Raw genomic sequence first — 26,510 nt, forward strand, 5'->3', positions numbered from 1 at the left:
GCCAAGGCATGAGGATCAGACAGGATGAAGCCCATTACCACCTGCCCCCCGGCGTGGACGATCTTGTGCATGGCCGCAGTTCCGATCCGTTTTCCATTCTTGGTCGCCACAACATGGGCAAGGTCGATGTCGTCCGTGTGATGTATCATGACGCAGCGCGTGTGCGCTTGGTGATCGAACGCGCGCGTGGTGGCGCGGTGGAACGCCCCATGCGCCGCATGGGGGATACGGGGCTGCATATCGGTACGATTGCCGCAGGGGCGCGCTACCACCTGAAAATTACCTGGGCGGATGCGGTGGAAGAGACGGGAGACCCCTATTCCTTCGGTCTGCTGCTGGATGAGGAGACGCTGCGCCTGTTCTCCGAAGGGCGGCATGCGATGCTGGATCGTGTGATGGGGGCACAACCCATGGTGATGGAGGGCATGCCCGGCGTACGTTTTGCCGTATGGGCGCCGCATGCGCGGCGGGTGTCGGTGATCGGGGACTTCAATTTCTGGGATGGCCGACGCCACCCCATGCGCCTGCGGCACGAAGCGGGGGTGTGGGAACTGTTCATTCCCGGCCTTGTTGCGGGCGAGCGCTACAAGTTCGAGATCCTGACGCGTGAGGGGCATATCCTGCCCCAGAAGGCGGATCCCTATGCCCGCTTTGCCGAGCGCCCGCCCGCTACGGCCTCCGTTATTGCGCCGGCGGAAGACTTTGCCTGGTCCGATGGGGAATGGATGGCCCGCCGTGGCGCGCTGCAGGCACATGATGCGCCACTGTCCATATACGAACTGCATGTCCCTTCGTGGCGCAGGCCACAGGGGGACCCTGCGCGGATCATGTCATGGCGCGAACTGGCGCGTGAATTGATCCCTTATGTGCTGGGTGCGGGTTTTACGCATGTGGAACTGATGCCAGTCATGGAATATCCGTTTGGCGGGTCGTGGGGCTACCAGCCGCTGGGGCTATTCGCACCCTCTGCCCGACATGGCACGCCAGCGGATTTCGCAAGCTTTGTCGATGCCTGCCACGGTGCTGGCATCGGTGTGATACTGGACTGGGTGCCAGCACATTTTCCCAATGATGTGCACGGGCTGGTCTGTTTTGATGGCTGCGCACTGTACGAACACCAGGACCCGCGTGAAGGCGTACACCGGGACTGGAACACCCATATCTACAACCTTGGACGGCACGAGGTACGGGGTTTCCTGATTGCCAGCGCGCTCATGTGGCTGCGGCGCTACCATATTGACGGTTTGCGGGTCGATGCCGTGGCCTCCATGCTGTACCGTGACTACAGCCGCAGGGAAGGGGAGTGGATACCCAACATCCATGGTGGGCGTGAAAACCTTGAAGCCGTGGCGTTCCTGCGCCAGTTGAACGAGACCGTGCGCGCCACCGTGCCCGATGCCATGATGATTGCCGAGGAATCAACCGCCTGGTCCGGCGTGACCCGCCCGGTGGAATATGGCGGCCTTGGGTTTTCCTACAAATGGAACATGGGCTGGATGCATGACAGCCTGCGCTTTTTCGCGCGCGATCCGCTGTGGCGGGGCTTTTATTTGCAGGATATCCTGTTCGGCCTTCACTATGCGTTCAGCGAGCACTTCATCCTGTGCATATCGCATGATGAAGTCACGCACGGCAAAGGCTCGCTGCTGGCGCGCATGCCCGGTGATGACTGGCAGCGACATGCCAACATGCGGTTGTACTTCGCTTTCATGTGGGCGCATCCGGGGCGCAAGCTCATCTTCATGGGCACCGAGTTCGGGCAGGAAGGTGAATGGTCGCATGATGGCGAGCCGGACTGGTCCAGCCTTGTGGCACCGTTCAAGTCAGGGGTTGCAGCGCTTGTGGCCGACCTGAACCATGTCTACCGCACGCTGCCTGCACTCCACGCGCTGGATAGTGACCCCGCCGGGTTTGCCTGGGTCATTGGTGATGACACGGTCAACACGGTCCTGTCCTGGCTGCGCCTTGCCCCCGGCCACCCGCCGGTTCTGGTCGTGCTCAACCTGACTCCTGTCCCCCGGCATGGCTATCGGGTGGGCGTACCGGTGGGCGGCCTGTGGCGCGAATGCCTCAATTCCGATGCCGCTTCCTACGGTGGCAGCGGCGTGGGTAATGGCGGCGCGGTCATGGCAACGGATCAGGCCGCCCATGGGCAGCCGTGTTCGTGCGTGCTGACACTGCCGCCACTTGCAGCGCTGTATCTCCACCCGGCGGGGGATGGGGCATGATGCGTCTTCCACCGCGGCTTTCCCCCGGTATGCCTGCGCCACTGGGTGCGCACTGGAATGGGCTGGGGGTCAACTTCGCCGTGTTTTCCGCCAATGCCCAGCAGGTGGATGTCTGCCTTTTCGATCCACGTGACCGGCGTGAGATCAGGCGCTACCGCCTACCTGAATATACCAACGAAGTCTGGCACGGCTACCTGCCCGACGCGGAACCCGGCCTGTTATACGGCTTTCGCGCCTTTGGCCCGTATGATCCGGCCAGTGGCCACCGCTTCAACCCCCATAAGCTGCTGCTGGACCCCTATGCCCGCGGTCTGAGCGGCCCGCTTTCATGGTCGGACACGCAGTTCGGCTATCGCCTGCATTCTCCGCGCGCCGACCTGTCATTTGACCGGCGCGACAGTGCCGCCGCCATGCCCAGATGCGTGGTGGTGCATGATACCTATGAATGGGAGGACGACGTGCTGCCCCGCGTGCCGTGGGAGGACACCGTGATCATGGAAGCCCATGTAAAAGGACTGACCATGCAGCGCGAGATGGCCAGCGCCCGGCCCGGCACGTTCCGGGCCCTGTGCGCGCCCGCCATGATCGCGCACCTGAGGCGGCTGGGTGTGACCACCATCGAACTGCTACCCATCCAGTGTTTCATGCCTGAACGCCACCTGATCGAACGCGGGCTGACCAATTACTGGGGCTACAACACGCTGGCCTTTTTCGTGCCGCATGCGGGCTACCTTGCCAGCGGTTCGCCCCATGAGCTGCGTGCCGCCATCCGCCGTCTGCACAGGGCCGGGATCGAGGTGGTGATGGATGTGGTCTACAACCACACATGCGAAGGCAGCGAGCTGGGACCGACCCTGTGCTACCGGGGGTTGGACAACGCTACCTATTACCGTCTTGTGCCCGGTAATGAGCGGCATCTCATCAACGATACCGGCTGTGGCAACACGCTCAACCTGTCGCACCCGCGTGTGCTGCAAATGGTGTTGGACTCCCTGCGCTACTGGGCGGAATCCTACCATATCGATGGTTTCCGCTTTGACCTGGCAACCGTCCTTGCGCGTGAACCCTATGGTTTCGATCAGGGATCGGGGTTTCTCGATGCCATTATGCAGGATCCCGTCTTGTCCTCCCGCAAGCTGATTGCCGAGCCATGGGACCCTGGGCCGGGAGGCTACCAGTTCGGCAACTTTCCGCCCGGGTTTGCTGAATGGAATGACCGCTTCCGCGATACCACGCGCCGGTTCTGGCGTGGTGACGCGCGGCAGCAGGGTGACATGGCGGCGCGCATCGCTGGTTCTGGCGACCTGCTGGACAGACGGGGCCGTAGGCCGTGGAGTTCAATCAACATCCTGACCACGCATGACGGTTTTACCCTGACGGATGTGGTCAGCTACGCCACACGTCACAACGGGGCCAATGGGGAAGACGGACAGGACGGCGCACCTGAAAACTACAGCGCCAACTGGGGCGTGGAAGGATCTGCCTCCGATGCCGTCATTCTCAACCTGCGCGGGCGCGTGCAGAGGGCCATGATGGCGACCCTCATGCTCTCCCACGGCACGCCCATGCTGCTGGCGGGCGATGAGTTCGGCCAGACACAGGGCGGCAACAACAATGCCTACTGTCAGGACAATGCCACAAGCTGGCTGGACTGGGAATTGGCGGGTACGGCTGCGGGTCGGGTCATGGCCAGCTTTGTCGCACGCCTTGCGGCACTGCGTGCCCGCCACCCTTCGCTTCGGGCGGCGCGCTATATGCACGGGCACCACAAACCCATGCCTGACCTGCCCGATATAAGCTGGTTCCGCCCCGATGGCGACCCGATCGGGGCGGCGCAGTGGGCGGATGAAAGTTTTCATTTCCTGGGGGTGCGGCGGGCCAGCACCCATGAAGGTGGCACGGTGGATGTGACGTACACCGTGCTCAATGCCCATGCGGAGGATCTGACCGCAATTCTGCCCGCACCGCATGGGAAATGGACATTGCTGCTTGATACCACGCGCCCCGACCAGCCGGAAATGATGCTGGAGCACGGCGTGCGTGACATCATCGTACCCGCGCGCGGGCTGCTGCTGTTCGCGGCGGTGGCGGCAGGGGAAGAGGGAGAGAACGCATGAGCGTGCATTTTCACTATTGCCGCCACGCAGGCGCCACGTTGGTTGACGAGGGGCATACGCGCTTCCGCCTGTGGGCACCATCGTGCAGTACGGTTGCGCTGGAAGTGGAAGGGCACGCCCCTGCTCCCATGGCTGCGCGCAAAGGGGGGTGGTTTGAATGCGTCTATCCCTGTGGTGCGGGTGCGCGCTACCGCTACCGGATCAGCCCGGACCTTGCGGTACCTGATCCCGCATCATGCTACCAGCCCGATGATGTGCATGGACCAAGCGAGGTCATGGACCCGGCTAAGTATGACTGGCAGTACCCCCGCTGGGCCGGTCGCCCGTGGCATGAGACGGTTATATACGAAGTGCATGTGGGTCTTATGGGCGGATATGGCGGGGTTGCGCGCGAACTGCCGCGACTGGTGGCGCTGGGGATTACGGCAATCGAACTTATGCCGCTGTCCGAAATACCGGGGGGGCGGAACTGGGGGTACGATGGCGTGCTGCCTTTTGCCCCGGAATCCGCTCATGGCCACCCTGATGAACTCAAGGACCTGATCGATCGCGCGCATGGGCTTGGCCTCATGGTGTTCCTTGATGTGGTCTATAACCATTTTGGGCCGGACGGGAATTACCTGGCGGCCTATGCTGCCCCGTTCTTCCGCACCGACCAGCCCACGCCATGGGGGGCTGCCATCGATTTCCGGCGTGATGCGGTGCAGACTTTCTTTGTAGACAATGCGTTGTACTGGCTTATGGAATTCCGCTTTGACGGGCTGCGTCTGGATGCGGTGCAGGCCATAACCGAGCGTGCATGGCTGGTTGAACTGCCCGCGCGCATCCGCGCGCATGTGGAGCCGGGGCGGCATGTCCACCTGATGGTGGAGAATGAGAACAATGATGCCGGACTGCTGCGCGCGGGCTACCGCGCCCAGTGGAATGACGATGCCCACAACGCCCTGCATGTGCTGCTGACCGGTGAGGATGAAAGCTATTACGGCAATTTCGTACCTGACCCTGCCAGCGCACTGGCGCGCGTGTTGGCCGAGGGATTTGCCTTCCAGGGGGAAATCTCACCCGTTAGCCACACACCACGCGGCAGCCCCAGTGCGGACCTTGCACCCGATCACTTCATCATCTTTTTGCAAAACCACGACCAGATCGGCAACCGCGCGCTGGGGGAGCGGCTGAGCGTGCTGGCCGCACCCCAGGCTCTGTGCGCGGCCTATGGGCTGGTGTTGCTGTGCCCGCAGATCCCCCTTGTGTTCATGGGGGAGGAATGGGGATCGTGCCAGCCCTTCCTGTTCTTTACCAGCCACACGCCCGAACTGGGTCAGATCGTGCGTGAGGGGCGGCGCAAGGAGTTTGCCGGGTTCTCACATTTCGCATCTGAAGAAAAGCGCCACCTGATCCCTGATCCCAATGCGCCGGAAACCTTTGCCGCATCGCAATTACGTGTGGCTGAGCGTGAGGCACGGCCGCATGCGCAGTGGATGGCGATGATCCAGGGGCTTCTTGCCTTGCGCCATGCCGAGATCATGCCTCGCCTGCCAGGCGCGCGTGCCATTGGCGCGCAGGTCATCGGCGCGCGCGCCGTCATGGCGCGGTGGCGCATGGGCGATGGCATGGTGCTGGGCATGGCGCTCAACCTTGGTTCCACACCGGTGGAACGGCCCGATACGCTGCGCGGGCGCTGCCTGCATGCGGTGCTGCCGCAGGGGACGGATCTGTTCTGCACCATGTTGCCGCCCGACAGTGTTGTGGTCTGTCTTGCGGAGACAGCCGATGAATAATCGTGACCTGGCCGATCGTGCCCGCCGGGCCGGGCTGAGCGTGCGCTGGCGGGATGCTGCCGGGCAGATCCACCGGGTCTCCAACGACAGTATCCGTCGCCTACTGACCGTGATGGAAAACCATGGCGGAACAGATCGCAGCCCCGCCAATCTGCCCGCTATGGTTGTGGCGGTGGCGGGGCAGGCGACCATCCTGCCGAATATGGGTGCAGATGCCCCGGCCACGTTCCGCCTTGTCATGGAAGATGGCAGTCGTCTTGAAGGTCAGCTAAGGCAGTTACGAGGCCGTCTGGTGCTGCCTGCCCTGACTCGTTGCGGCTATCATCGGCTGGAAATCGGCAGTGCGCATACCACGCTGGCTCTTTCTCCCCCTGCATGCCCCAGCATTGCATCGCGCACGACGGGTGGCCCGGTGCGGCCATGGGGCGTGGGGGTGCAGATCCATGGTTTGCACATGCCTGGTGATGGGGGGATCGGCCATTTTGGCGCGCTAGGCGGCCTTGCGCGTACGACGGCGGGCAAGGGGGCGGATGTGCTGGCCATAAGCCCGGTGCATGCCATGTTCGCGGCACGGCCGGGGCAGTACAGCCCGTATTCCCCTTCATCACGGCTGTTCCTCAACCCGCTGCTGGGTGACCCGCATGCGGTATTCGATACTGCAACGATACAGAGGGCGGAGGTGCGGCAGGGCCGTGAGTGGATGGCCACCCTGCGCGCGCTGGAACATGCGCCCCTGATCGAATGGGAGCAGGCCACTGCCCATCGCTACCGCCTGCTGCGCCAGTTATATGAAGACCGGATTGCCGCTTCTCCCCCCGATGACCTGCTGACCTTCCGCCATGCTGGCGGCAGGGCGCTGGAGCAGCATGCCATATTCGAGACCCTGCATGCCCATTTTACCACCCGTGGTGCGCGTGGGGGGGACTGGCGGTGCTGGCCGCAGGCCATGCGCCTGCCTGACAGCCCCGAAGTGGCCCGTTTTGCGGCAGCTTTCGCCCATGATGTAGGCTTTCATGTATTCATGCAGTGGCTTGCCGCCCGTAGCTTGGCGCAGGCTGGCACGGCTGCCCGGAACGCCGGCATGCGGATCGGCCTGATTGCCGACATGGCGGTGGGTGTGGACCCCACGGGAAGTGAATGCTGGGCACGGCAGGATCAGTTCCTGATGGGGGCAGCCATTGGCGCACCGCCCGACATGCTCAGCCCGCTGGGGCAGGACTGGGGGCTGACCACCTTTTCCCCCCATGGGCTGAAGGCCAGCGGCTACCGGGCCTTTATCGATACTCTGCGCGCGGGTTTTGCCCATGGCGGAGGCCTGCGTATTGACCATGTCATGGCGCTGGAGCGGTTATGGGTCATACCGCAGGGCGGCACCTCGGCTGAAGGGGCTTACCTGTCCTTTCCCGTGCGTGACCTCATGCGGCTTGTGGCGCTGGAGGCGACAAGGGCCAATGCCGTCGTGATTGGTGAAGATCTGGGCACGGTGACCACTACCTTTCGCAAGGCAGCAAAAAAGCAGGGCATAATGGGCATGAACGTACTGTTTTTTGAACGTACGGCGCAGGGTGCGTACAAGTCACCCGCTGCGTGGTCACGTAATGCGGTGGCCATGACCACTACGCACGATCTGGCCACGGTTGCGGGTTGGTGGCAGGGGATCGACCTGGAATGGCGGATCAGGCTGGGGCAGATGGCCCCGGGTGTGGATGCGGCCAGCCTGCAGGCCACGCGTGAATACGACCGCGCCATGTTATGGGCCGCCCTTGTGGCAGCAAGCGCGCGTCGCTTACGCAGCCTGCGGGCAGGGCGGCTGGCGGAAACGCCGCCCCCAACCCCCGCCGGGGCGGCTGTGGTGGTGGATGAGGCGATCAGCCTTGTTGCCCGCACCCCATGCCCGCTGGCGGTCATTGCGCTGGAAGACCTGCTTGGCCTGGCTGAACAGCCCAATCTGCCGGGCACCACCACGGGCCACCCCAACTGGCGCAGGCGTTATCCCGGCACGGTGGCCACCGTAATGTCGGGTGCCGATGTGCGCCGGCGCATCAATCGCCTGCGCGCGGGGCGTGGGGGCAATGGCCATGAATAGCCGCACGGGTGCGCGTAGCATGCGGGCCACGCTGCGACTGCAGTTCCGTGGCGGCATGACGCTGGATGGGGCCTGCGCGCTGGTGCCGCAGTTTGCCCGCATGGGGATAAGCCACCTTTATGCCTCGCCACTGTGTGCTGCCCGCCCCGGTTCCACCCATGGGTACGATACGATTGCCTATGACCGTATCGACCCCGAACTGGGGGGAGAGGCCGCACTGCTGCGGCTGACGGACAGGCTGCATGCCCATGGCATGGGGTTGATCCTCGATATCGTACCCAATCATATGGCGGTTGATGCGGGCAATGCCTGGTGGCTCGATGTGCTGGCATGGGGGCGGGCCTCGGCGCATGCCAACTGGTTCGATATCGAGTGGCATGCTCCCGATCCTGAACTGCATGGCAAGGTGCTGCTGCCGTTCCTTGACCGGCCGGTTGAGGACGCGATAACGGCGGGACTGCTCTACCTGCGCCATGATGAGGATAGCGGGCTGTTTTTTATCCATCATCATGAACACCGCTTTCCGTTGTGCCCGGCAGGCTACGCGGGCCTGCTGGCGAAAGTGCATGCACCTGCGCCGCTGCTGGTGGCATGGACGCGGGTTGCCATGCGCGCAGGCCCCTGTGCCGAAGTGGATGCGGCTCTTGCTGCCCTGCGCCAGTGGGCTGGCACGGATGAGGGGACGCAGGCGATGTGCCGCCTTGCCACCCTTCATGATGCGACCAACGTGTCCGGTCGCAGACAGTTGGAGGAACTGCTGGCGGCGCAGGCGTGGCAGCCCGCCTTCTGGCGGGAAGCGGCAACGCGCATTAACTGGCGGCGGTTCTTTGACATTACCGGGCTGGTGGGCGTGTGCGTGGAGCGTGAGGAAGTGTTCGAAGCAGTGCATGCCTACGTGTTCTCACTCTATCAGCGCGGGGTGGTAGACGGGCTGCGTGTGGACCATGTCGATGGGCTGGATGCGCCTGCCGCCTACTGCCAGCGCCTGCGCGAACGGCTGGATATTCTGGGTCCGCTGCGCCCCGAACGTGCGCGGCCCGGCGGTACGGTTTATGTGGAGAAGATACTGGTGGCAGGCGAAAGTCTGCCCACCGCGTGGCCGGTGGATGGCACGACCGGCTATGACTTCATGGACCAGGTTGGCGCGGTCCTGCACGATGGCGCGGGGGCTGTAGTGCTAGACAGGCTCTGGGCCACCTGCGGCCCGGATGCGCAGCCCCTTGACCCGATTGTAAAGACTGCCCGCGCCCAATTGCTTGAACACACTTTTTGCGCCGAGTTTACGCACCTGTCCTTCCTACTGGAGCGTGTTCTGTGCGGCACGGCCGCAGCCTGCGCCCTACATGGGCTGCATGATGCCCTGTGTAACCTGCTGGTGCAGTTCCATCCCTACCGTACCTATTTTGGGGATGAGGCCATGCAGGACCATACGGCGGGGTGTGCGGCATTGCAGCAGGCGGAAAGAGCGGCCTGTGCTTTCCTTGCAAACGGGCAGCATGCCGTCATGTCCGATATGGTGCGGTTTCTGGAAGCCCGTCCCGAACAGGCTCCGCCGGTTGCGGTGCGCCACCTCCAGCTTGCCTTTGAGCATCTGACCGCGCCACTCGCTGCTAAATCATTGGAAGATACGGCTTTCTACCGCTATGGCCGCCTGCTGTCACGTAACGAGGTGGGATCGGACCCGCAACATCTGGCCCTGCCGGTTGCGGCCTTTCATGCGGCTTGTGCCGAGCGCGCGGCCAGCTACCCCCATGCGCTGCTGGCCACCGCTACCCATGACCACAAACGTGGCGAGGATGCCCGTGCCCGTCTGACGATCATCAGCGAGGCGGCCGAGGAGTGGGAAGCCCTGGTGCAAGGCTGGTTTGCCCATAATGGTGCGGGGCAGGGTTGCGGGCCTGACCGGATTGATGAACTCATGCTCTATCAGACGCTGGTGGGTGCATGGCCCCTGTTGCCATTTGGCGATGAAGCGGCGCGGGCGCGTTTTGTCCAGCGTATTACGCAATGGCAGACCAAGGCGCTGCGGGAAGCCAAGCGCCATACCGGCTGGACCCGGCCTGATGAGGCGTATGAGACGGCCTGCACCCGCTTTGTCGAACGCTTGCTGGACCCTGCGCGCTCCACTGTGTTCCTGCGCCAGCTTGAAGGGTTTGTCACCCGCATTGCCCCCGCCGGTGCGCTGAACGGACTGGCGCAGACCCTGCTGCGGTTATGTGTGCCGGGCGTGCCGGACCTGTACCAGGGGTGTGATCTGTGGGATTTCAGCCTGGTGGATCCCGATAACCGTAGCGCGGTGGATTTTGCCCATCGCGCCACCCTGCTTGAACAGGCAACCGGTTTTGCCAGTGCTGCCGCCACATGGCGCACGGGCCGGATCAAGCAGGACATGATCCGCCGCATCCTGTCTTTCCGCCAGCATTATCCGGGCCTGTTCGCATCGGGTAATTATGTGCCTGTTGTCATTGGCGGGGCGGATCAGGCGCATGCCATCGCCTTCCTGCGTCAGCATGACGGGATGAGCCTGCTGGTTGTAGCTCCCCGCCTGCCGCTTGGCCTGCGGGTGGACGCGGATACGCTGGCGCTGGGGCATACGCCGGACATCTCGATCGAACTTCCAGCCCTGTCCGGCCCATGGCACAGTCTGCTGGGCGATGTCCCGCCCTGCGTGCATGCGCCCTTCGTGCGGGGCGGGGTGCCCATCGCCTGTCTTGTGCATGATCCTCGCATAGCCTGAGTGGACCTTTCAGGTACCGCCTTCCCGAAAAAGGCGGTACCTGGACCAATATATCCCACCTGGAAATACTGCGGTCCAGCATGCCCGTATGCAGCACATCAGGCTACGGTCTCTGCCCGAAGTATGATTGGGTACGGAGGATGGGTTGTCATCTGTCACGGTGGTGACGGGCAGGCCGTCATCATCAATCAGCACGGGGTGGTGACGTGCACACCCTGCCATTACCACCATGCTGCCAAGGAGCAAGGCTGCATGTCCGTACCATGCCGGGTTTCCATATCCTGTGGGTTATGAACCATTTTGGTGGTTGGCAGGGTAGGGGAATTATTAATAATGGAATTCCTCATGTTCTGGGATCGGATGTCAGTTCCTTTTTTTCTGTCACACTATCGGGAAAATGTAAGGATATGGCTGAACCTGTGCTATAATAAGGCGTTGGATGCAGGTGGCACGCCCCACCGCATACCGGCATGCCTCGTGACAGTTCCAGTGCCCACCATGCTCATGCAAGGGAGATGGACATGACGAAGTCAGATACACAATTGAACAATCAGGAACTTGAACTACGGGCTATCAGCCTGTGGAGCAAGCAGCATCCCGACCGGCCATGGCGGCGGCTAAGCAACCTGCACCGTTACCATAATACGGCACACCCCATGCAGGGCATTCCTGCCTTCCCCGAGGAGCAGGAGCAGTTCCGTTTCCTTGCCTCCCACGCACTTAGTCTGACACAGGGAAAAAGTTGTCGTTGAACAGGCACGGCTCCGTGCCACGCACCAGTCCAGCAGCATGCACCAGGGCGGGGCAGTATATATGTCCCGCCCTGTCGCGTCTATCTGCTTATGTGTCGCACAAGCCGTACAAGACGGGACAGGGTAAGGGCCATTCACGCGTAAAAACAGGAGTCGCGCCATGCTCAAGGCAGGCACGACACAGGCAGAAGTGGATTTTTTTGATTCCGACTTCTGCCAGCATCAGAGTTTCTGGAAAAAGCGCAAAGTATTGTTTCTGACAGACATGCTGTTTGATCTCCATAACAGGACGTTTGCCAGGCAGGCCAGGCGCGTTACACAGGAATGTCCGCTGCATCGTATCCTTGTTGTATCCGTCCATGTGCCCAGAAGGGAGCGGAAGCTGCGTCATGTGTTCAACCGGCTCAGTCTGACGCGGTACAAGGTCGATTTTCAGGCTGCCGACATGGGGAGCAGGGGGAAATTCGGTAACATCAACGCGGTAATCTCGCAGGTAAACCTGAAACAGTATGACTGGGTCACGGTTGCCGATGATGACGTGGCTCTGCCTGCGCACTTTCTGGATACATTCATATTCCTGTCCGAGGTCATGGATCTTACGATCTCACAGCTCCCGCATAAGTATCGTTCCCATGCGTCCTTTACCGTCAATTACCTCAAGTGAGACAGCCTTGGCCGCGTTCCACTGCGCTGCAATTGCTTATTATCTTTCCTTTTCCTGAGTTGCGATGGGCATGGGGAACCGATACCCTGTTCTGAAATGAAGCCCGCAAGAACAACCACAATGTCGGTATTATGGATTACACGACCGGGGAGCACCTCAACCGGCGATGCAGGATTATCCCAGCCGCGAAGCCAAGGCGGAAACCCGCGTCCTCCTGTCCCGCCATGCCCTGCAGTCCGACAGGCGGGATCTGTTTCACAAGACCGAAATCCTGTGGCACATAAACGTAAAGCTACCTGAATTACGATGTGCGCCGTTAAGGCCCGGATGGATGCTCTCCGTGGTGCATGGCGCAGTTTCAATGCCGTAATCCATGCTTGTAATGAATATAAGAAAAATCGATATAAAATTAAATGATATATCTTATTTATATAAAAATTAAATATAGAAACCAAATACAGCCCGCACGGACCCGTAGCAGAAGGCTAGGGTATTTTATTGCATATCTGCCCGGCTTCAGCGCCTCTGCGCTTGCCTGTCCATCTCTGCGATAAATCCGGCCACCTGTCTGAAATGGCAAATGTCCCAGCCACATTTACCTTGCAGATGGCCAGAACTGAGCAGTCGGGACGGAACGGGAAAGATGCGATACCATACGGATACCTGCCACCACGGGATGGGGCAGGATTCCCTGCCTGTCGGGGTCAGGCCAGCCGGGGCACCCAGCAGGTGGCGCGGGATCGTATGGGTATTGCTGGGGCTATGGGTGCTGGTAGGGACCCGTGCCGGGTATGCCGCCGATACGGCGCCGGCCGGCATGACGCGTGAACAGGCCCAGCAGGTACTTGATGTTCTGAACGATCCTGCAAAACGTGCTGCTTTTCAGAATACGCTTTCCGCAATCGCATCCGGGTTGCCCACGGCGCAATCTGCGCCGCAACCTGCGCCCGTACCTGTATCCACGCCGAAGGCGGCCTCCGTATCCGCCCAACCTGACACGTTGAGCAGTGATATCGTGCAGGATGCATCCTCCCTGCGTGGCACGCTGATCATCCAGGCACAGCATTTTGTGGCCCTGTTTGGTGATCTGGTCTTTGTCGTGCACTGGACGCACACGATCTTTGCCGATCCTGATTCCCGCATCATCTTGCTTGATGCCGTAGGGCGGGCCACCCTTATCCTGCTGCTGGCGCTGGCAGCGGAACATGGCTGTTCGCTGCTGTTGCGCAGGCCGCTGCTCAAGATTACGGCCCGCGCTATCGCGACCGAGCAGCGCCTGAGCCTGCATGCCCCGCCGCCGCAGGCCGTGCCACCCACCCCCACCCCGGATGCACCAGGCGGTGATGATACGACCGTCCTGCAGGCCCGGCAGGATGACATGCAGGCCCAGCACGCCACCTTGCGCCTGCTGGCCCGGGTGCCCTATTCGCTGCTGCACCTGCTGATCAAGCTGCTGCCCGTAGGGCTGTTCTTTGCCTTGGGCACCAGCTTTGCCTACCTGCTTACAACAACCCAGCAGGCCCGGGCGGTCACGATCACACTGGCCAATGCCTATGTGGTCGCGCGCGTGGTCTACCTGCTGATGGAGACACTGTTCGTTCCCCGCTCTCCCGCTATCCGCCTGTGCAGCGCCAGTAACCAGACCGCGTTCATGGTCACGCACTGGCTGAACTTTCTTGTTGCGGCCCCTTCGGTTGTGGTCTGTCTCTCCACGCTGGGGGGGGTGTTTGACATGCCCGCGCGCGGAACCGAGGCAATCATCCGTAGCGTGGTGCTGGTCGAGCATGTGCTTATCGCCATCTTTACGTGGCGCATGCGTAACCATGTGGCAACCGCGCTCCAGCCCCCGGCGCGACTGCTTGCGCAACCCTTCTGGATGTTCGTGGGGCGACTGGTCCATCTGTGGTGGGTGCCCGCCATGTTCTTCAATTTCGCGCTGTGGCTGATATGGGCGACGCATATCAGTGGGGGTTATGCGTGGATCATCCGTACCGTCATCCTGACAACGGCGGTGGTCATCCTCTCGCGTGTTGTCTCGGTTGTAGTCTACAATCTGCAGAACCGGCTTTTCCATATCTCCCCCGCGCTGGAAGCTCGCTATCCCGGCCTGCAGGCACGGGTGGATTATTATTATCCGGTCTCGCGCAGGATCCTGTCGTTTCTCATGTTCTTCGCCACTGCCGTTATCTTTCTGCAGGCGCTTGGACTGCCAGCCATCTATTTCTTGCTTCATAGCAAACTGGGGCAGAAGATCATCGGGGTGATCGGCTCCGTCCTGGTTGCCTACACAGTAGCCGTGATTACGTGGGAGGCGGCAAATGCGGGCCTGCAGGGACAGATTGCGCGTTTTGAAAACTCATCGCAGACGGGGCGCGCCAGCAGGCTGCGTACAGTGCTGCCCATCATCAAGACCGTGCTGCTTGCACTGATCATCATCATTGTCGCGGTGACCACCTTATCGCAGATCGGTATCAACGTGGCCCCTCTGCTTACGGGTGCGGGCATCATGGGTGCGGCCATCGCCTTTGGCGCGCAGAGTCTGGTCAAGGACTTCATTACCGGCTTTTTCATGCTGGTTGAAAATGCCATTCAGGTCGGGGACTGGGTTACGGCGGGCGGCGTGTCGGGCACGGTGGAGCACCTGTCCATCCGCACGCTGCGGTTGCGTTCGATCAATGGCGACCTACATATCATTCCGTTCTCGGAAGTGTCGTCCATTGCCAATACATCGCGCGATTACAATCTGGTGGTGGTCGATTTCATGATCGATCTGGGACAGGACACGCAGCAACTCAGCGCGATCTTGCATGAAGAACTGGAAGAGCTACGCAAGGAGCCGCGTTTTGCCCATCTTGTGCTCTCGGAGTTCAAATTTCTGGGCATCGAGCAGGCGGACGGCAACGGGGCACGTTTCCTTGGTTCGATCCGCACATCGCCCGGGGCCAAATGGACGGTCTACCGCGCCTATTACAGTAGACTTGCCGTGCGCATGAACAGCGAGGGAATCAAATTCCCCATTCCCAGTTTTCTCAACCTGCTGGATAACCCCGATGGCGACAGGGGCCTGAAGGTAACGCTGTCAGATGTCAGGCCCCCCACGCCACAGGCGTAAGGGGCTGGCCGAAGTCTACACAGGCTAGAGCAGGCCCTGTTTGAATACGTGTATTCAAACACATGAAGATGCCCGTAAGAACAACAAAATAAAGCATTATCACCTAACCGGTTTCGGTGGGAATGCTCTGGCGGGCATGGCCTTCTGCCTGATGGCGAGGCTTCAGGCCACGCGTACATCCACCTTGTGCAGACCCTTGGCGGCATGGGTATCGGGGTGGCCGGTATGGAAGGCTTCTCCGGGCAGGAGCTTTATGTCGGTCATGTCCGACAGGGGGAGTGTGCTCCACTCGCCCATGGGGGGAATACCCTTGGCATGGGCATCTTCGCCGCGATAGATCAGCACATGGGCCGTGCCGTCACTTTCCCCCAGCGCGTGGGGCGAACCGACATAATTCTTGCCATTGAAGGTAAAGCCGACAACGATTTTCTTCTCGATGGCTTCACGGAGTGTATTTGCAACTGACATGGATGATTTCCATCTGGATAACAGGGGTTGCCGCATGTTATAACGGACTGTTCCCGTTATAGCCTGCTTGTCTGGATAAAGAACCCTGCCAGCCGGGCAGCGGCTGCAACACTGCCGTGCGTCAAAGTGTTGCAGTATGTGCTGGCTGTGATCCAGCGCCTGGATCTGGCTCTTCTCATCAATGCATAACGCCAGTGCATATTCAGTTGGTGCCACATATAGACCAACGATGTCGCGGACCTTCTTCACGAAAAATGGATTGCTCGACAGTTTGAAGGTCTCTGTTCGATGCAACTGTAACCCGAACGCTGTCCAGATGCGATGGATTGTGGACGGCGCATGTTCCACGACCTACGCCATCGAACGCAGCGACTAATGCGTGGTATCGCGCAGGTTTTTTTTCGGTGTTTAGTGGATTGTTTCCGCGATCTTTTCATTGCCGATCAAGCGCGGTGTTCCCGGCCGGGGTTCATCGTAAAGCCCGTCCAGACGGTCCACCACGAACCGTTGGCACCCTTTGTCGACGGTGTTGATGTCTGCGCCTATCAGGTCACGGATTGCCTTGTTTTCATGCTCATTGGTTGCGGCAAGGACAAGACGTACCCGCCGCGCAAATGACTGGCCCGTCTTGTGCGCCCGTGGCAGAGCTTCCAGTTTCTGATGTTTCAATACCATCAGTTTAATCGCTACCGCCGTAAGTTCCATTCGATTACCCCTGTTAGCTTGATAATCGTATAAATTTATAGATCAGGATACTAGAATAGCGTATCGTAAAGCAGCTTGAGGTTGAGCAGCACGATGACAAGCGCAACCAGCCATGAAAGCATGGCCATGAACCGGGAAATGGTAAACGCCCCCATCTTATGCCGGTCAGATACAAATATGACTAGCGGTATGACGGCAAAGGGAAGTTGCAGCGACAGGATAACCTGGCTGGCCAGCAGCAGTTCCCCCACGCCTCGGTTACCATAAAAGACGATCATGATGATGACGGGCACGATGGCCAGTCCGCGCGTGAGCATCCGCCGCGCCCAGTGCGGAATCTGCAGGCGCAGGAACCCTTCCATGATAATCTGCCCGGCCAGCGTGCCGGTAATGGTGGAATTGGTGCCCGCAGCAAGCAGGGCAAGGGCGAATAGGGTGGACGCAATGCCCAGACCCAGTACGGGGGAGAGCAGGTGGTAGGCATCTTCGATTTCGGCAACACCGTCATGGCCGTTGCCATGGAAAGCGGCCGCGGCCACGATCAGGATAGCGGCATTGATGAACAGCGCCAGCATCAGGGCGATGGTACTGTCCCATGTTGCCCAGCGTATCGCCTCCCGTCGACCCGGCATGGTACGGTCATAGGCGCGTGTCTGCACGATGGAGGAATGCAGGTACAGATTATGGGGCATAACGGTCGCCCCGATGATGCCGATGGCAATATAGAGCATCTGGCTGTTGGTGATGATTGCACTCGAAGGCAGGAAACCCCGCAGTACGGCGGCAACAGGCGGTTGCGCCGCCACGACCTGAACGGCAAAGCAGACGGCGATGACCGTAAGCAGCCCAATCACGAAGGCTTCCAGATAACGGAAGCCACGGTTCATGAGCAGTAGAACGATAAACGCATCAAGCGCCGAAATAAGGGTGCCTGCCAGCAAGGGCAGACCGAACAGTAACTGGAGCGCGACCGCCGTGCCAATGACTTCAGCCAGGTCGCAAGCAATGATGGCCAATTCACATGCCAACCAGAGCACGATGTTGAGTGCTGGCGGAAAATGATCCCGGCATGCCTGAGCAAGGTCTCGTCCCGTGGCAATCCCCAGTCGGGCGGAAAGGGCCTGCAGTAGTATGGCCATAAAGTTGGACAGCATGATCACCGCCAGCAGCGTATAGCCAAACTGCGCGCCCCCCTGCAGGTCTGTAGCCCAGTTGCCCGGGTCCATATACCCGACCGATACCATGTATCCCGGCCCCACAAAGGCAAGGAACCGCCGTAGCCACGAGGCACCGGGACCGGGTATCCGCACGCTTGCAAAAACCTCGGGCAGGCTGTTGCGTTCGGGATCCGCCGGGTTGGCAAAGCGCCATGCGGGGCGGGCGGAGGTAGGGGGTGTTCCGAGCGGTGTCATGGCATCAGTCAATCCGATCATCCTGAAATATGCAATATGCTATATTAAATTGCATGAGAGAATTTTATCAGCATAGGCAATACATGCGCCATGCTGCCTGGATGGCAGGCATGTATTGCCCGCCAGATTGTGTTTTACGGTTTCTGGTAGTCTGCTGCCGGACGGTCCCGGTGGCTGCACCGGCATGATTGGTTGGATGATGTTGCCTCACAGGATGAGGGGGTCTGCTTTCAGGCTGAGGTCGTCCCATGACTTGAAAGTGGGTCGCGATGTTGCAACTGAGCTTTCATCGCCATGAGGCGGGGCAACGTGATCAGCACATCTGCGAGGCGATTGTCGTGCTGACAACGCCGACGATCTCGCCCGTGGCTAGGGCCTGTTAGGGCTTGATCCAGTCTGCTGCGGCAGCGATGTGGATGACCGCGAGGAACGACGTTGCTGTTTTTTCGTATCTGGTTGCGACAGCGCGCCATCCCGTGAGGCGAGCCCGGAGGTTCTCAACGAGATGCCGGCCCCGATAGACTCATTTGGGGCAGGCGACCGCCCCATCGTATCGTTTCGCAGGAATGGTGAGCCGGGCTCCCATGTCCCATATCCGTTCACGAAAGGCGTTTGACGCGTAGCCCCTGTCCGCCACGACCCACAGGGGAGTGGCGGGAAGGCTGTCAAGCATGACTGGTGCCAGAGGCAGTTCATGAGCCGTCCGGGGGCCAATGCAAAACCAAAGGCTTTTCCATGTCCGTCCGCGATCACGCAGACTTTTGTGCCATAACTGCCGCGAGAGCGGCCAGGTGTTTCACGATGGTCTCGCTTTTCGAAAGAGGCCCCTTTTTTGGGCTCCCGCCGCTTTATGGTGAGCCCTGATGTTCGTACCATCCAGAAAAGTCATTCCGAACGTCACGCCGTGTTGTTCCTGAACCCGTTCAAACAGGCGTTTCCATACGCCGGGTTTCGCCCAGCGGATGAAAAGCTGTGCTGCCCGCCACCACGGACCCAGTTCAGCGGGAATGCTCCGCCATTTCGTACCATTCTCATGGCGCCAGAAAATCGCTGCTATCGTGCGCCGCGGATCATGGGGCGGCGTCTTGCCTCGTGGACGAACCGCCTCAATCAGAGGTTCCTAGATCGCCCATGTCTCGTCCGTAAAAGTGCCTGTTCCGTCTCCTTCTTCTATCCCTATAAATATAGGAAGGATTTCAAGATCTAGCAGACCCTAACATCCAGATCGATGTTATCGAAAGTAATTTATTTGAAAGCCTCGTGGTATTTGCAAGATGCACGACAGGCGGGCCCAGGATGGCGGGGTTCGCGGAACAGTACCAGTCTATTGTTGATGGAACGAAATGTAATGCAGGCAGGATGTTTCAGTCCAAGCCTGATATATTTATACGCATTTGTAAAACGACCTGCTATAAATGTCCCGTGACTGTTTTCTGGGTGTAGTGGTGATCTTGTTTTTTTCCGGCCTGATAGCACTGGTGCTTCTGGTCGCATTGAATATCTTTATTTCGCTGTCGGAAATATCGTTTGCTGCCGCACGCGATGTGCGCCTGCGCGCGCGTGCAGAGGCGGGTGACGAACGGGCTACCGCCTTCCTGCGGTTGCGCCGCAACAGCGGGCAGGTCATGACGGTCCTGCAGATCTGCCTCAATGGCGTGGGCGTGCTGGGTGGCATGATCAGTTCGGAAATGCTCGCGCCCTCCATGGCCGATGGCCTGATGGGCTGGCACCTGTCGCGCGCCACGGCCGAGATGCTGGCCTCTGCTTTCGGGTTTATGCTGGTTACGGGCATGTTCGTGCTGTTTGCTGACCTGCTGCCCAAGCGCGTGGCTATGAACGCGCCTGACAAGATCGCGCTTGCGGTGGGCTGGTTTCCCGCTGCGGCGCTTAGGATGCTCTATCCCATTGTGTGGGTATTTTCCAAACTGTCGGATGCGACGCTGCGGGCTTTGAAAATTCCGGCGGCCTCGGCGGTCGAACCCGTAACGCCCGAGGATCTGCGCGCCATCCTGGCGGCTGGTACGGCATCGGGCGTTCTGCTGGAGCAGGAACACCAGATGATCCAGAATGTACTGGGCCTGCAGGACCGCTCCATTACCTCCGCCATGACTCCACGTGATGAAATTGTTTTCCTTGATGTACAGGAAAGCATGGAGGTGCAGAAAACCAAGGTCCGCGCCAAGCCGTATTCGCGCTATCCCCTGTGCAATGGCGGGCTGGACACCGTTATCGGCTCCATCCGGGCTGAAGACGTGCTGGCTGCCGTGGTGGACCCCGACCCCTCGGGCGCCACAAATGAGGGCCTGCCTACCGGCAAGGCGATCTTGCGCATGCGGCGTGACGTGCTGACCGTGCCTGAGACGATCAATCTGTGGGATACGCTGGCCCAGTTCGACAGCCATGGCGTGGGCTTTGCGCTGGTGGTGAACGAATACGGTCTGGTTGTGGGACTGATCACCTTCAAGGACATCATGGGCGCGCTGATGGGCGGTCTGGTCAATCCGTTCGAGGAACAGCTGATCGTGCGCCGCGATGCCAATTCATGGCTGATTGACGGGGCGGCTTCCATCGGGGACGTAAAGCGTGAACTCGAGGCTTTGGACCTCGATGAAAATGGGCCTTTTGATACAATTGGCGGCTTTGTCCTGCACTGCCTGCGCCGGATGGCCCGCAAGGCGGACCGGGTAGATACCGATGGTTTCCGCTTTGAGGTGGTGGATGTGGAGGGCTTCCGCATCAACCAGTTGCTGGTAACCCGGCTCGGGCCGCAATAGCTTTATTGTGCAGGGGGCACTGTGCATTCAGCGTTGCAGCTTCTTGCGGATTAGGGCCTGCTGATCGCATATTTTCCTGAGAAGAGGCTGGTAGGTTTCGCGGTCCGGCTGGGTCAGGTCAGTGTAGAGGGCTGCTGCCTCATGCGCTTTGTGCAGTGCGGTTTCATACTGGTTGAAGATCATGTTGGACGTCGTCATATTCAGTAGACAGCGCGCCAGCCGCATGCGGAATTCTTCTGACCTGCGGACGGCAAGGTGGCAGTATTGTGCCAGTGCCACCTTCAGCCTGTCCATGGCTGGATCAATCCGCTCCAGCCTGCGATAGCAACGGACAGCCTGTAATGGACATCCACCAGCGCGGCGCGGTACAGGTGTAACCGGCGCGTCGCCATGGGCAAGCAGGTGCAGGCTGTAGCTGACGGGCGTATTCCGTTCCGGTCCGCTATGGATTGATTGTGTTGAAAAAGTCAGGCTGAGGTGTTCGTTCAGGATTTTGTATGCAATGGGAAATGAAAATTCCTCATATATTACAGTGCTCTATACATTGTTGTATCGAACCTAAATGTTGAGTGAAAGCTCCTGCGCGATTTTTTCAACACTATCGATTAATTTTATAACTATATTTCTTGTATTGGAATAGTTTTCAGGATTATTTTTAGTAATTTACTAGGTATGTCCATGATTTCTGAACTAATATAACCTTCATCCTATCCTTAATATTTTCCGATGACCATCGAAACAAGTCGTCACGTCCCGTCGTTTCCGCACGGCACGGTGCTGGCGGGCATGCAGCCATCGGGCACGTTTTCGCGCAGGAAGCGGGCAAAATCGGCAAAGGCGGCTCCGCGTGGGTCAGATGCGCGCCACACAAGCCCGATGGTGCGGCTGGCACCGGGCAGCGGGGTGAGCGTGATCAGGTCTTGCCATGCACCCCGGTGGCGCAGGGCCAGACGGGGGATGAGTGAATGGCCTTCCCCTGCGCCGATCATGTGCCACAGCATTTCCAGGCTGGTGGCAAGGCGCTGCTGTGTCTGCGGCGAGGTCGTGCCGCATAGGGACAGCGCCTGATCGCGCAGGCAGTGCCCGTCTTCGAGCAAAAGCAGGTCCGGGCCGTTCAGGTCCGCCATGGTAAGCCTGCCGCAGCGGGCAAGCGGGTGTCCGGCGGGGAAGGCGGCCACGAACGGTTCGTCAAACAGCGGTGCGCATGCAAAGCCTTCGCCTCTGACCGGCAGGGCGGCAAAGACCATGTCCAGCCTGTCGTGGCGTAGTGCGTCCAGCATGGTGCCGGTCAGGCTGTCGGTCAGTTGCAGGCGCAGTTCGGGGTAGGTGCGGCGCAAGAGCGGCAGCAGGTCGGGCACGTAATAAGGGCCAAGGGTGGCGATCACCCCCATGCGCAGCAGCCCCTGCAGCGGGCCGGTCTGGGCGCGCGCGGCCTCGATCATGGCCCGTGCCGCCGTCAGCACATCACGCCCCATGGAGATCAGGCGCGCGCCATCAGGCGTGGGGGCCACATGGCGGCGTGAACGCTCGAACAGCACAACCCCCAGCAGCGCCTCCAGCTTGCGCACCTGCTCGGACAGGCCGCCCTGGCTTACACCGCAGCGTTCCGCAGCACGGGAGAAGTTGCGCAGGTCATCCACCGCCACAACATATTCGATATCGCGCAGCGACAGGCCGGAAAGGTGAACAGAACTCATGATTATAGATAAGACCGATATAGACTGATTTGTAAAAAGGTTTTACCGATCACAACCATTGACAGAAACAGTTTCCCCGCATTTCGTGTGTGTGGGACAACAGGCCCGTCAAAACCTGACAAGCAAAAGCAAGGAGCATTCGACATGGCACGCATCAATTCGTCATTGAAGCCGTTCGAGACCGACGCCTTCCATAACGGCAAGTTCATCAAGGTGAGCGATGCCGATGTGAAGGGCAAATGGTCCGTATTCTTCTTCTATCCGGCAGATTTCACGTTTGTCTGCCCGACTGAACTCGAAGATCTTGCTGACAATTACGAGACCTTCCAGAAGCTGGGTGTCGAGATCTACTCGGTTTCGACCGACAAGCATTTCACCCACAAGGCTTGGCACGACACGTCGCCGGCCATCAGCAAGATCAAGTATGTCATGCTGGGGGACCCGACCGGCCATATCGCACGCAATTTTGATGTGTATATCGAGGAAGCAGGTCTGGCCGACCGCGGCACCTTCCTGATCGACCCCGAAGGCAAGATCCAGTACATGGAAGTGACTGCCGGCAGCATCGGTCGTAGCGCCGCCGAACTGCTTGATAAAATCCAGGCGGCCCAGTACGTCGCCTCCCATCCCGGTGAAGTCTGCCCCGCGAAGTGGAAGGAAGGCGGCGCAACACTGACCCCGTCGCTGGACCTCGTGGGCAAGATCTGAGCCCTGCGGTCACGGCCTGGCCCTTTTAGGGCCGGGCCATCCTGCCCCTTTTTCGGCAAAGAGCGGAGAGTTTTCCCATGTTGCAAGATCCCATCAAAGCGCAGCTCAAGGGGTATCTGGCAGGTCTCGCGCACCCCATCGTGCTTGAGGCATCGCTGGATGACAGCGCGCAATCGCGCGAGATGCATGAACTCCTGCACGAGGTCGCCGCCCTTTCCGACAAGGTGCAGGTATCAGAGGCGGGGCAGGCCACGCGCCGGCCCTCCTTTGTCATAAAGCGCGAAGGGGGCAGGGCAGGGGTTACGTTTGCCGCCATCCCCATGGGGCACGAGTTCACATCTTTCGTGCTGGCGCTGCTGCAGGTGGGCGGACACCCGCCCAGGCTGTCTGATGATGAAATCGCACAGATAAAAGCGCTGCCGGGGCCATACCATTTCGAGACCTATGTCTCGCTGTCATGCCAGAACTGCCCTGATGTGGTGCAGGCGCTCAATGCCATGAGCGTGCTCAACCCCAATATCAGCAATGTCACGATTGACGGGGCATTGTTTCAAGATGAGGTCACGGCAAAGAACATCATGTCCGTGCCGCAGGTCTACCTTAATGGCGCGCCGTTCGAGACCGGGCGCGCCGATATGGAGCAGCTTCTGGCAAAGCTGGATGCTGATGCTCCCCGCCGTGCTGCGGAAAAGTTGAAGGACATTGCTCCGTTTGACGTGCTGATCATTGGCGGTGGCCCCGCTGGGGCATCGGCTGCAATCTACGCCGCGCGCAAGGGCCTGCGAACGGGTGTGGTGGCCGAGCGCTTTGGCGGGCAGGTCATGGATACCGCCGGGATCGAGAACTTTATCTCCGTGCCCGAAACCGACGGACCAAAGCTTGCAGCGGCACTGGAGGCGCATGTGCGTGCCTATGATGTCGAGATCATCAGCGGCCAGCGCGCCAAGGAACTTTTTCCGGCGGCCCTGCCGGGTGGCCTCCATAGTGTTGCGCTGGAAAGCGGGGCGATCCTGCATGCTCGCACCGTCATACTGGCTACTGGTGCCCACTGGCGGCACCTGGGTGTACCGGGTGAGGAGGAATACCGTAACAAGGGTGTTGCCTATTGCCCGCATTGTGATGGTCCCTTTTATAAGGGTAAGCGCGTGGCCGTGGCGGGTGGTGGCAATAGTGGGGTGGAAGCTGCGATCGACCTGGCCGGCATTGTTGCGCATGTCACGCTGCTGCAGCGCGGGTCGTACCTGAAGGCCGACAAGGTGCTGCAGGACAAGTTGCACAGCCTGCCCAACGTGACGGTGCTGACCGAGGCACTGACCACCCGGATCGAAGGCAACGGCAGGAACGTGACCGGCCTGACCTATCGTGGCGGCGACGGGGCCGACCACCATGTCGATCTGGAAGGCGTGTTTGTGCAAATCGGTCTGCTGCCTAATACCGACTGGCTGAAGACCACGCTCAGACTCAACGATTTTGGGGAGATTGTAGTCAACGACCATCGCGCGACGTCCGTGCCGGGCGTGTTCGCCGCAGGCGATGCCACGACAACGCCCTACAAGCAGATCGTCATCGCCATTGGTGATGGGGCCACAGCAGCCCTCTCGGCCTTTGATTACCTGATCCGCGTGCCAGCCCCGGCCTCCCGGTCCGTGCCGGCCTGATGAGGCCGCCACCGTTGCGCCTGATCTGACACGCCCGTGCCCTGCACGGGCGTGTTTTCGTTCCGGGTTGTGACATCGAGCCCGGCAATGGTCATGCAACCCTTGTGACTGCATGCCGTTGCGCATGGACAGGCAGCCTGCGGAGCGTACTTTTATCATTCAGGTTCCTGCCGCACGGGACATGCCTGGTGCACTGTGTACGGAGGCAGACCAATGGCGTACAAGACCGTTAACCCCTTTACTAACGAGACCGTGGCAACCTTCCCCGATCTGACGGATGCGGAGCTGGCCTGCAAGCTGGACCGCGCGCAGGAGACTTACAGGGAATGGTCACGTCTGCCCTTTGCCCGGCGTGCGACTGTTGTGGGCAGGGCAGCGGAACTGCTGCGCGCGCACAAGAACGAATATGCCCGTTACCTGACACTGGAAATGGGCAAGCTGTACCGCGAGAGCCTGGCGGAAGTGGAACTCTCAGCCGATATTCTCCAGTATTACGCCGATAATGCCGAGGAATTCCTGGCCCCGCAGAAACTGACCGAAAAGAGCGGCCGGGGCGACCAGGCCATGGTGGTCAGCCAGCCGCTTGGTATCGTGTTTGCCATTGAGCCGTGGAACTTCCCCTACTACCAACTGGCCCGCGTGGTGGGGCCGCAGTTCATGGCGGGCAATGTTGTGGTGGTCAAGCATGCCTCCAACGTGCCGCAGTCGGCTGCCGTCTTCGAGCAGCTTTTTGCCAATGCTGGTGCGCCGGAGGGGCTGTACACCAACCTCTACGCTACCCGCGACCAGCTTGGTGCCATCATTGCCGATGACCGTGTGATTGGCGTGGCCCTGACCGGCAGCGAGGGGGCAGGAGCCATTGTGGGGGCACAGGCGGGCAAGGCGCTCAAGAAAACCACGATGGAACTGGGCGGCAGTGATGCCTTTATCGTGCTGGATGATGCCGACCTTGAAAAGTCGGTAAAATGGGCGGTATGGGGCCGCATGAACAATGGCGGGCAGTGCTGTGTGGCGGCCAAGCGCATCATCGTGGCGGAGCCGATTGCCGATGCCTTCCTGGACCGGTTTGCCACCGAACTGGGCAAGCTTGTGCCCGGCAACCCGATGGATGAGAAAAGTGGCGTGCCGCCTCTGTCATCGCAGGCGGCAGCCGACCAGTTGAACGAGCAGGTGGAGCAGGCGGTCAGGCATGGCGCGATTGCCATGCGCGTAGGCCCCACGCCACCCAATACCGGCGCGTTCGTGCAGACAACCATCCTGACCAATGTGAAGCCCGATAACCCGGTGTTCCATCAGGAACTGTTCGGCCCGGTGGCCATGTTCTTCCGGGTCAAGGATGATGATGCGGCGATACAACTGGCCAATGACAACCCGTATGGCCTGGGTGGCTCGGTCTTTACCAGCGACACCGCGCGCGGTATGCGCGTCGCCGAACAGATCGAGACCGGCATGGTCTATATCAACCACCCCACCTGGACCACGTCTGACCTGCCCTTTGGTGGTGTCAAGCGTTCAGGGTTCGGGCGGGAACTGTCATCCATGGGCATACAGGAGTTCGTTAACAAAAAGCTGATTGATGTCGTGCCCATTGATGCGGCCCCCTGATGGTGGGCG

At 60.2% G+C, this 26,510-nt stretch carries 19 protein-coding genes and 1 pseudogene; 12 read left to right on the forward strand and 8 right to left on the reverse strand.

What is annotated here, in order from left to right:
• The first annotated feature begins 8 nt into the window (after nt 1-8).
• From glgB to GLX_RS00785, 8 genes are all read left to right on the forward strand, one after another.
• Nucleotides 9-2,228: a 1,4-alpha-glucan branching protein GlgB gene (gene glgB, locus GLX_RS00750; protein ID WP_014104148.1), complete on the forward strand. Its 2,220-nt coding sequence runs from the start codon at nt 9-11 to the stop codon at nt 2,226-2,228.
• The gene (glgX, locus tag GLX_RS00755; RefSeq protein WP_014104149.1) at nt 2,225-4,345 is read left to right on the forward strand and encodes a glycogen debranching protein GlgX; all 2,121 of its coding nucleotides are present in this window, start codon (nt 2,225-2,227) and stop codon (nt 4,343-4,345) included. Before glgB ends, glgX begins: the two co-directional genes overlap by 4 nt.
• Nucleotides 4,342-6,123: a malto-oligosyltrehalose trehalohydrolase gene (treZ, locus tag GLX_RS00760; RefSeq protein WP_014104150.1), complete on the forward strand. Its 1,782-nt coding sequence runs from the start codon at nt 4,342-4,344 to the stop codon at nt 6,121-6,123. The genes glgX and treZ overlap by 4 nt, the downstream gene beginning before the upstream one ends.
• Complete coding sequence (gene malQ / locus GLX_RS00765; protein WP_014104151.1) at nt 6,116-8,209, forward strand: 4-alpha-glucanotransferase; 2,094 nt, start codon at nt 6,116-6,118, stop codon at nt 8,207-8,209. Before treZ ends, malQ begins: the two co-directional genes overlap by 8 nt.
• Entirely contained in the window at nt 8,202-10,946 is a 2,745-nt protein-coding gene (treY, locus tag GLX_RS00770) for a malto-oligosyltrehalose synthase (RefSeq protein WP_014104152.1), read from the forward strand. The genes malQ and treY overlap by 8 nt, the downstream gene beginning before the upstream one ends.
• A 521-nt stretch (nt 10,947-11,467) precedes the next feature.
• Nucleotides 11,468-11,698: a hypothetical protein gene (locus GLX_RS00775; protein WP_228391263.1), complete on the forward strand. Its 231-nt coding sequence runs from the start codon at nt 11,468-11,470 to the stop codon at nt 11,696-11,698.
• A gap of 160 nt (nt 11,699-11,858) precedes the next feature.
• The gene (locus GLX_RS18815; protein WP_014104153.1) at nt 11,859-12,362 is read left to right on the forward strand and encodes a hypothetical protein; all 504 of its coding nucleotides are present in this window, start codon (nt 11,859-11,861) and stop codon (nt 12,360-12,362) included.
• A gap of 643 nt (nt 12,363-13,005) precedes the next feature.
• Nucleotides 13,006-15,474 (forward strand): mechanosensitive ion channel family protein, encoded by a 2,469-nt coding sequence (locus GLX_RS00785; RefSeq protein ID WP_231850363.1) that lies wholly within the window; start codon nt 13,006-13,008, stop codon nt 15,472-15,474.
• Nucleotides 15,475-15,636: 162 nt separating this feature from the next.
• On the opposite strand, the gene GLX_RS00790 is transcribed toward GLX_RS00785, so the two are convergent.
• From GLX_RS00790 to GLX_RS19150, 6 genes and pseudogenes are all read right to left on the reverse strand, one after another.
• Nucleotides 15,637-15,942 (reverse strand): hypothetical protein, encoded by a 306-nt coding sequence (locus tag GLX_RS00790; RefSeq protein WP_041247507.1) that lies wholly within the window; start codon nt 15,940-15,942, stop codon nt 15,637-15,639.
• Nucleotides 15,943-16,083: 141 nt separating this feature from the next.
• Nucleotides 16,084-16,263 (reverse strand): annotated as a pseudogene (locus tag GLX_RS18820) (IS630 family transposase); the annotation flags it as partial.
• 87 nt (nt 16,264-16,350) lie between these two features.
• Nucleotides 16,351-16,647, reverse strand: a complete 297-nt coding sequence (locus tag GLX_RS16425; RefSeq protein WP_014104157.1) for a helix-turn-helix domain-containing protein — start codon at nt 16,645-16,647, stop codon at nt 16,351-16,353.
• Nucleotides 16,648-16,697: 50 nt separating this feature from the next.
• Nucleotides 16,698-18,059, reverse strand: a complete 1,362-nt coding sequence (locus GLX_RS00800) for an Nramp family divalent metal transporter (protein WP_148268608.1) — start codon at nt 18,057-18,059, stop codon at nt 16,698-16,700.
• A gap of 523 nt (nt 18,060-18,582) precedes the next feature.
• Nucleotides 18,583-18,816, reverse strand: a complete 234-nt coding sequence (locus GLX_RS19145) for a transposase (RefSeq protein ID WP_269448816.1) — start codon at nt 18,814-18,816, stop codon at nt 18,583-18,585.
• A gap of 39 nt (nt 18,817-18,855) precedes the next feature.
• Nucleotides 18,856-19,173: a transposase gene (locus tag GLX_RS19150; protein ID WP_331396557.1), complete on the reverse strand. Its 318-nt coding sequence runs from the start codon at nt 19,171-19,173 to the stop codon at nt 18,856-18,858.
• A 301-nt stretch (nt 19,174-19,474) separates the two neighbouring features.
• Between GLX_RS19150 and GLX_RS00810 the strand changes: the two genes are divergently transcribed.
• On the forward strand, nt 19,475-20,833 hold the full coding sequence (locus GLX_RS00810; RefSeq protein WP_014104160.1) for a hemolysin family protein: 1,359 nt from the start codon (nt 19,475-19,477) through the stop codon (nt 20,831-20,833).
• Between the two features lie 27 nt (nt 20,834-20,860).
• Here GLX_RS00810 and GLX_RS00815 read toward each other — a convergent pair whose 3' ends face one another.
• Both GLX_RS00815 and GLX_RS00820 read right to left on the reverse strand, forming a co-directional pair.
• The gene (locus GLX_RS00815) at nt 20,861-21,127 is read right to left on the reverse strand and encodes a hypothetical protein (protein WP_041247034.1); all 267 of its coding nucleotides are present in this window, start codon (nt 21,125-21,127) and stop codon (nt 20,861-20,863) included.
• A 452-nt stretch (nt 21,128-21,579) separates the two neighbouring features.
• Nucleotides 21,580-22,530: a hydrogen peroxide-inducible genes activator gene (locus tag GLX_RS00820; protein ID WP_014104161.1), complete on the reverse strand. Its 951-nt coding sequence runs from the start codon at nt 22,528-22,530 to the stop codon at nt 21,580-21,582.
• 144 nt (nt 22,531-22,674) lie between these two features.
• On the opposite strand from GLX_RS00820, the gene ahpC reads away from it, so the two are divergent.
• From ahpC to GLX_RS00835, 3 genes are all read left to right on the forward strand, one after another.
• A complete protein-coding gene (gene ahpC / locus GLX_RS00825; RefSeq protein WP_014104162.1) occupies nt 22,675-23,238 on the forward strand; it encodes an alkyl hydroperoxide reductase subunit C in 564 nt (187 codons plus the stop codon).
• 77 nt (nt 23,239-23,315) lie between these two features.
• The gene (gene ahpF / locus GLX_RS00830; protein WP_014104163.1) at nt 23,316-24,896 is read left to right on the forward strand and encodes an alkyl hydroperoxide reductase subunit F; all 1,581 of its coding nucleotides are present in this window, start codon (nt 23,316-23,318) and stop codon (nt 24,894-24,896) included.
• A 213-nt stretch (nt 24,897-25,109) separates the two neighbouring features.
• Nucleotides 25,110-26,501: an NAD-dependent succinate-semialdehyde dehydrogenase gene (locus GLX_RS00835; protein ID WP_014104164.1), complete on the forward strand. Its 1,392-nt coding sequence runs from the start codon at nt 25,110-25,112 to the stop codon at nt 26,499-26,501.
• Nucleotides 26,502-26,510 lie beyond the last annotated feature (9 nt).

This window comes from Komagataeibacter medellinensis NBRC 3288, assembly GCF_000182745.2.
GTDB lineage: Bacteria > Pseudomonadota > Alphaproteobacteria > Acetobacterales > Acetobacteraceae > Komagataeibacter > Komagataeibacter medellinensis.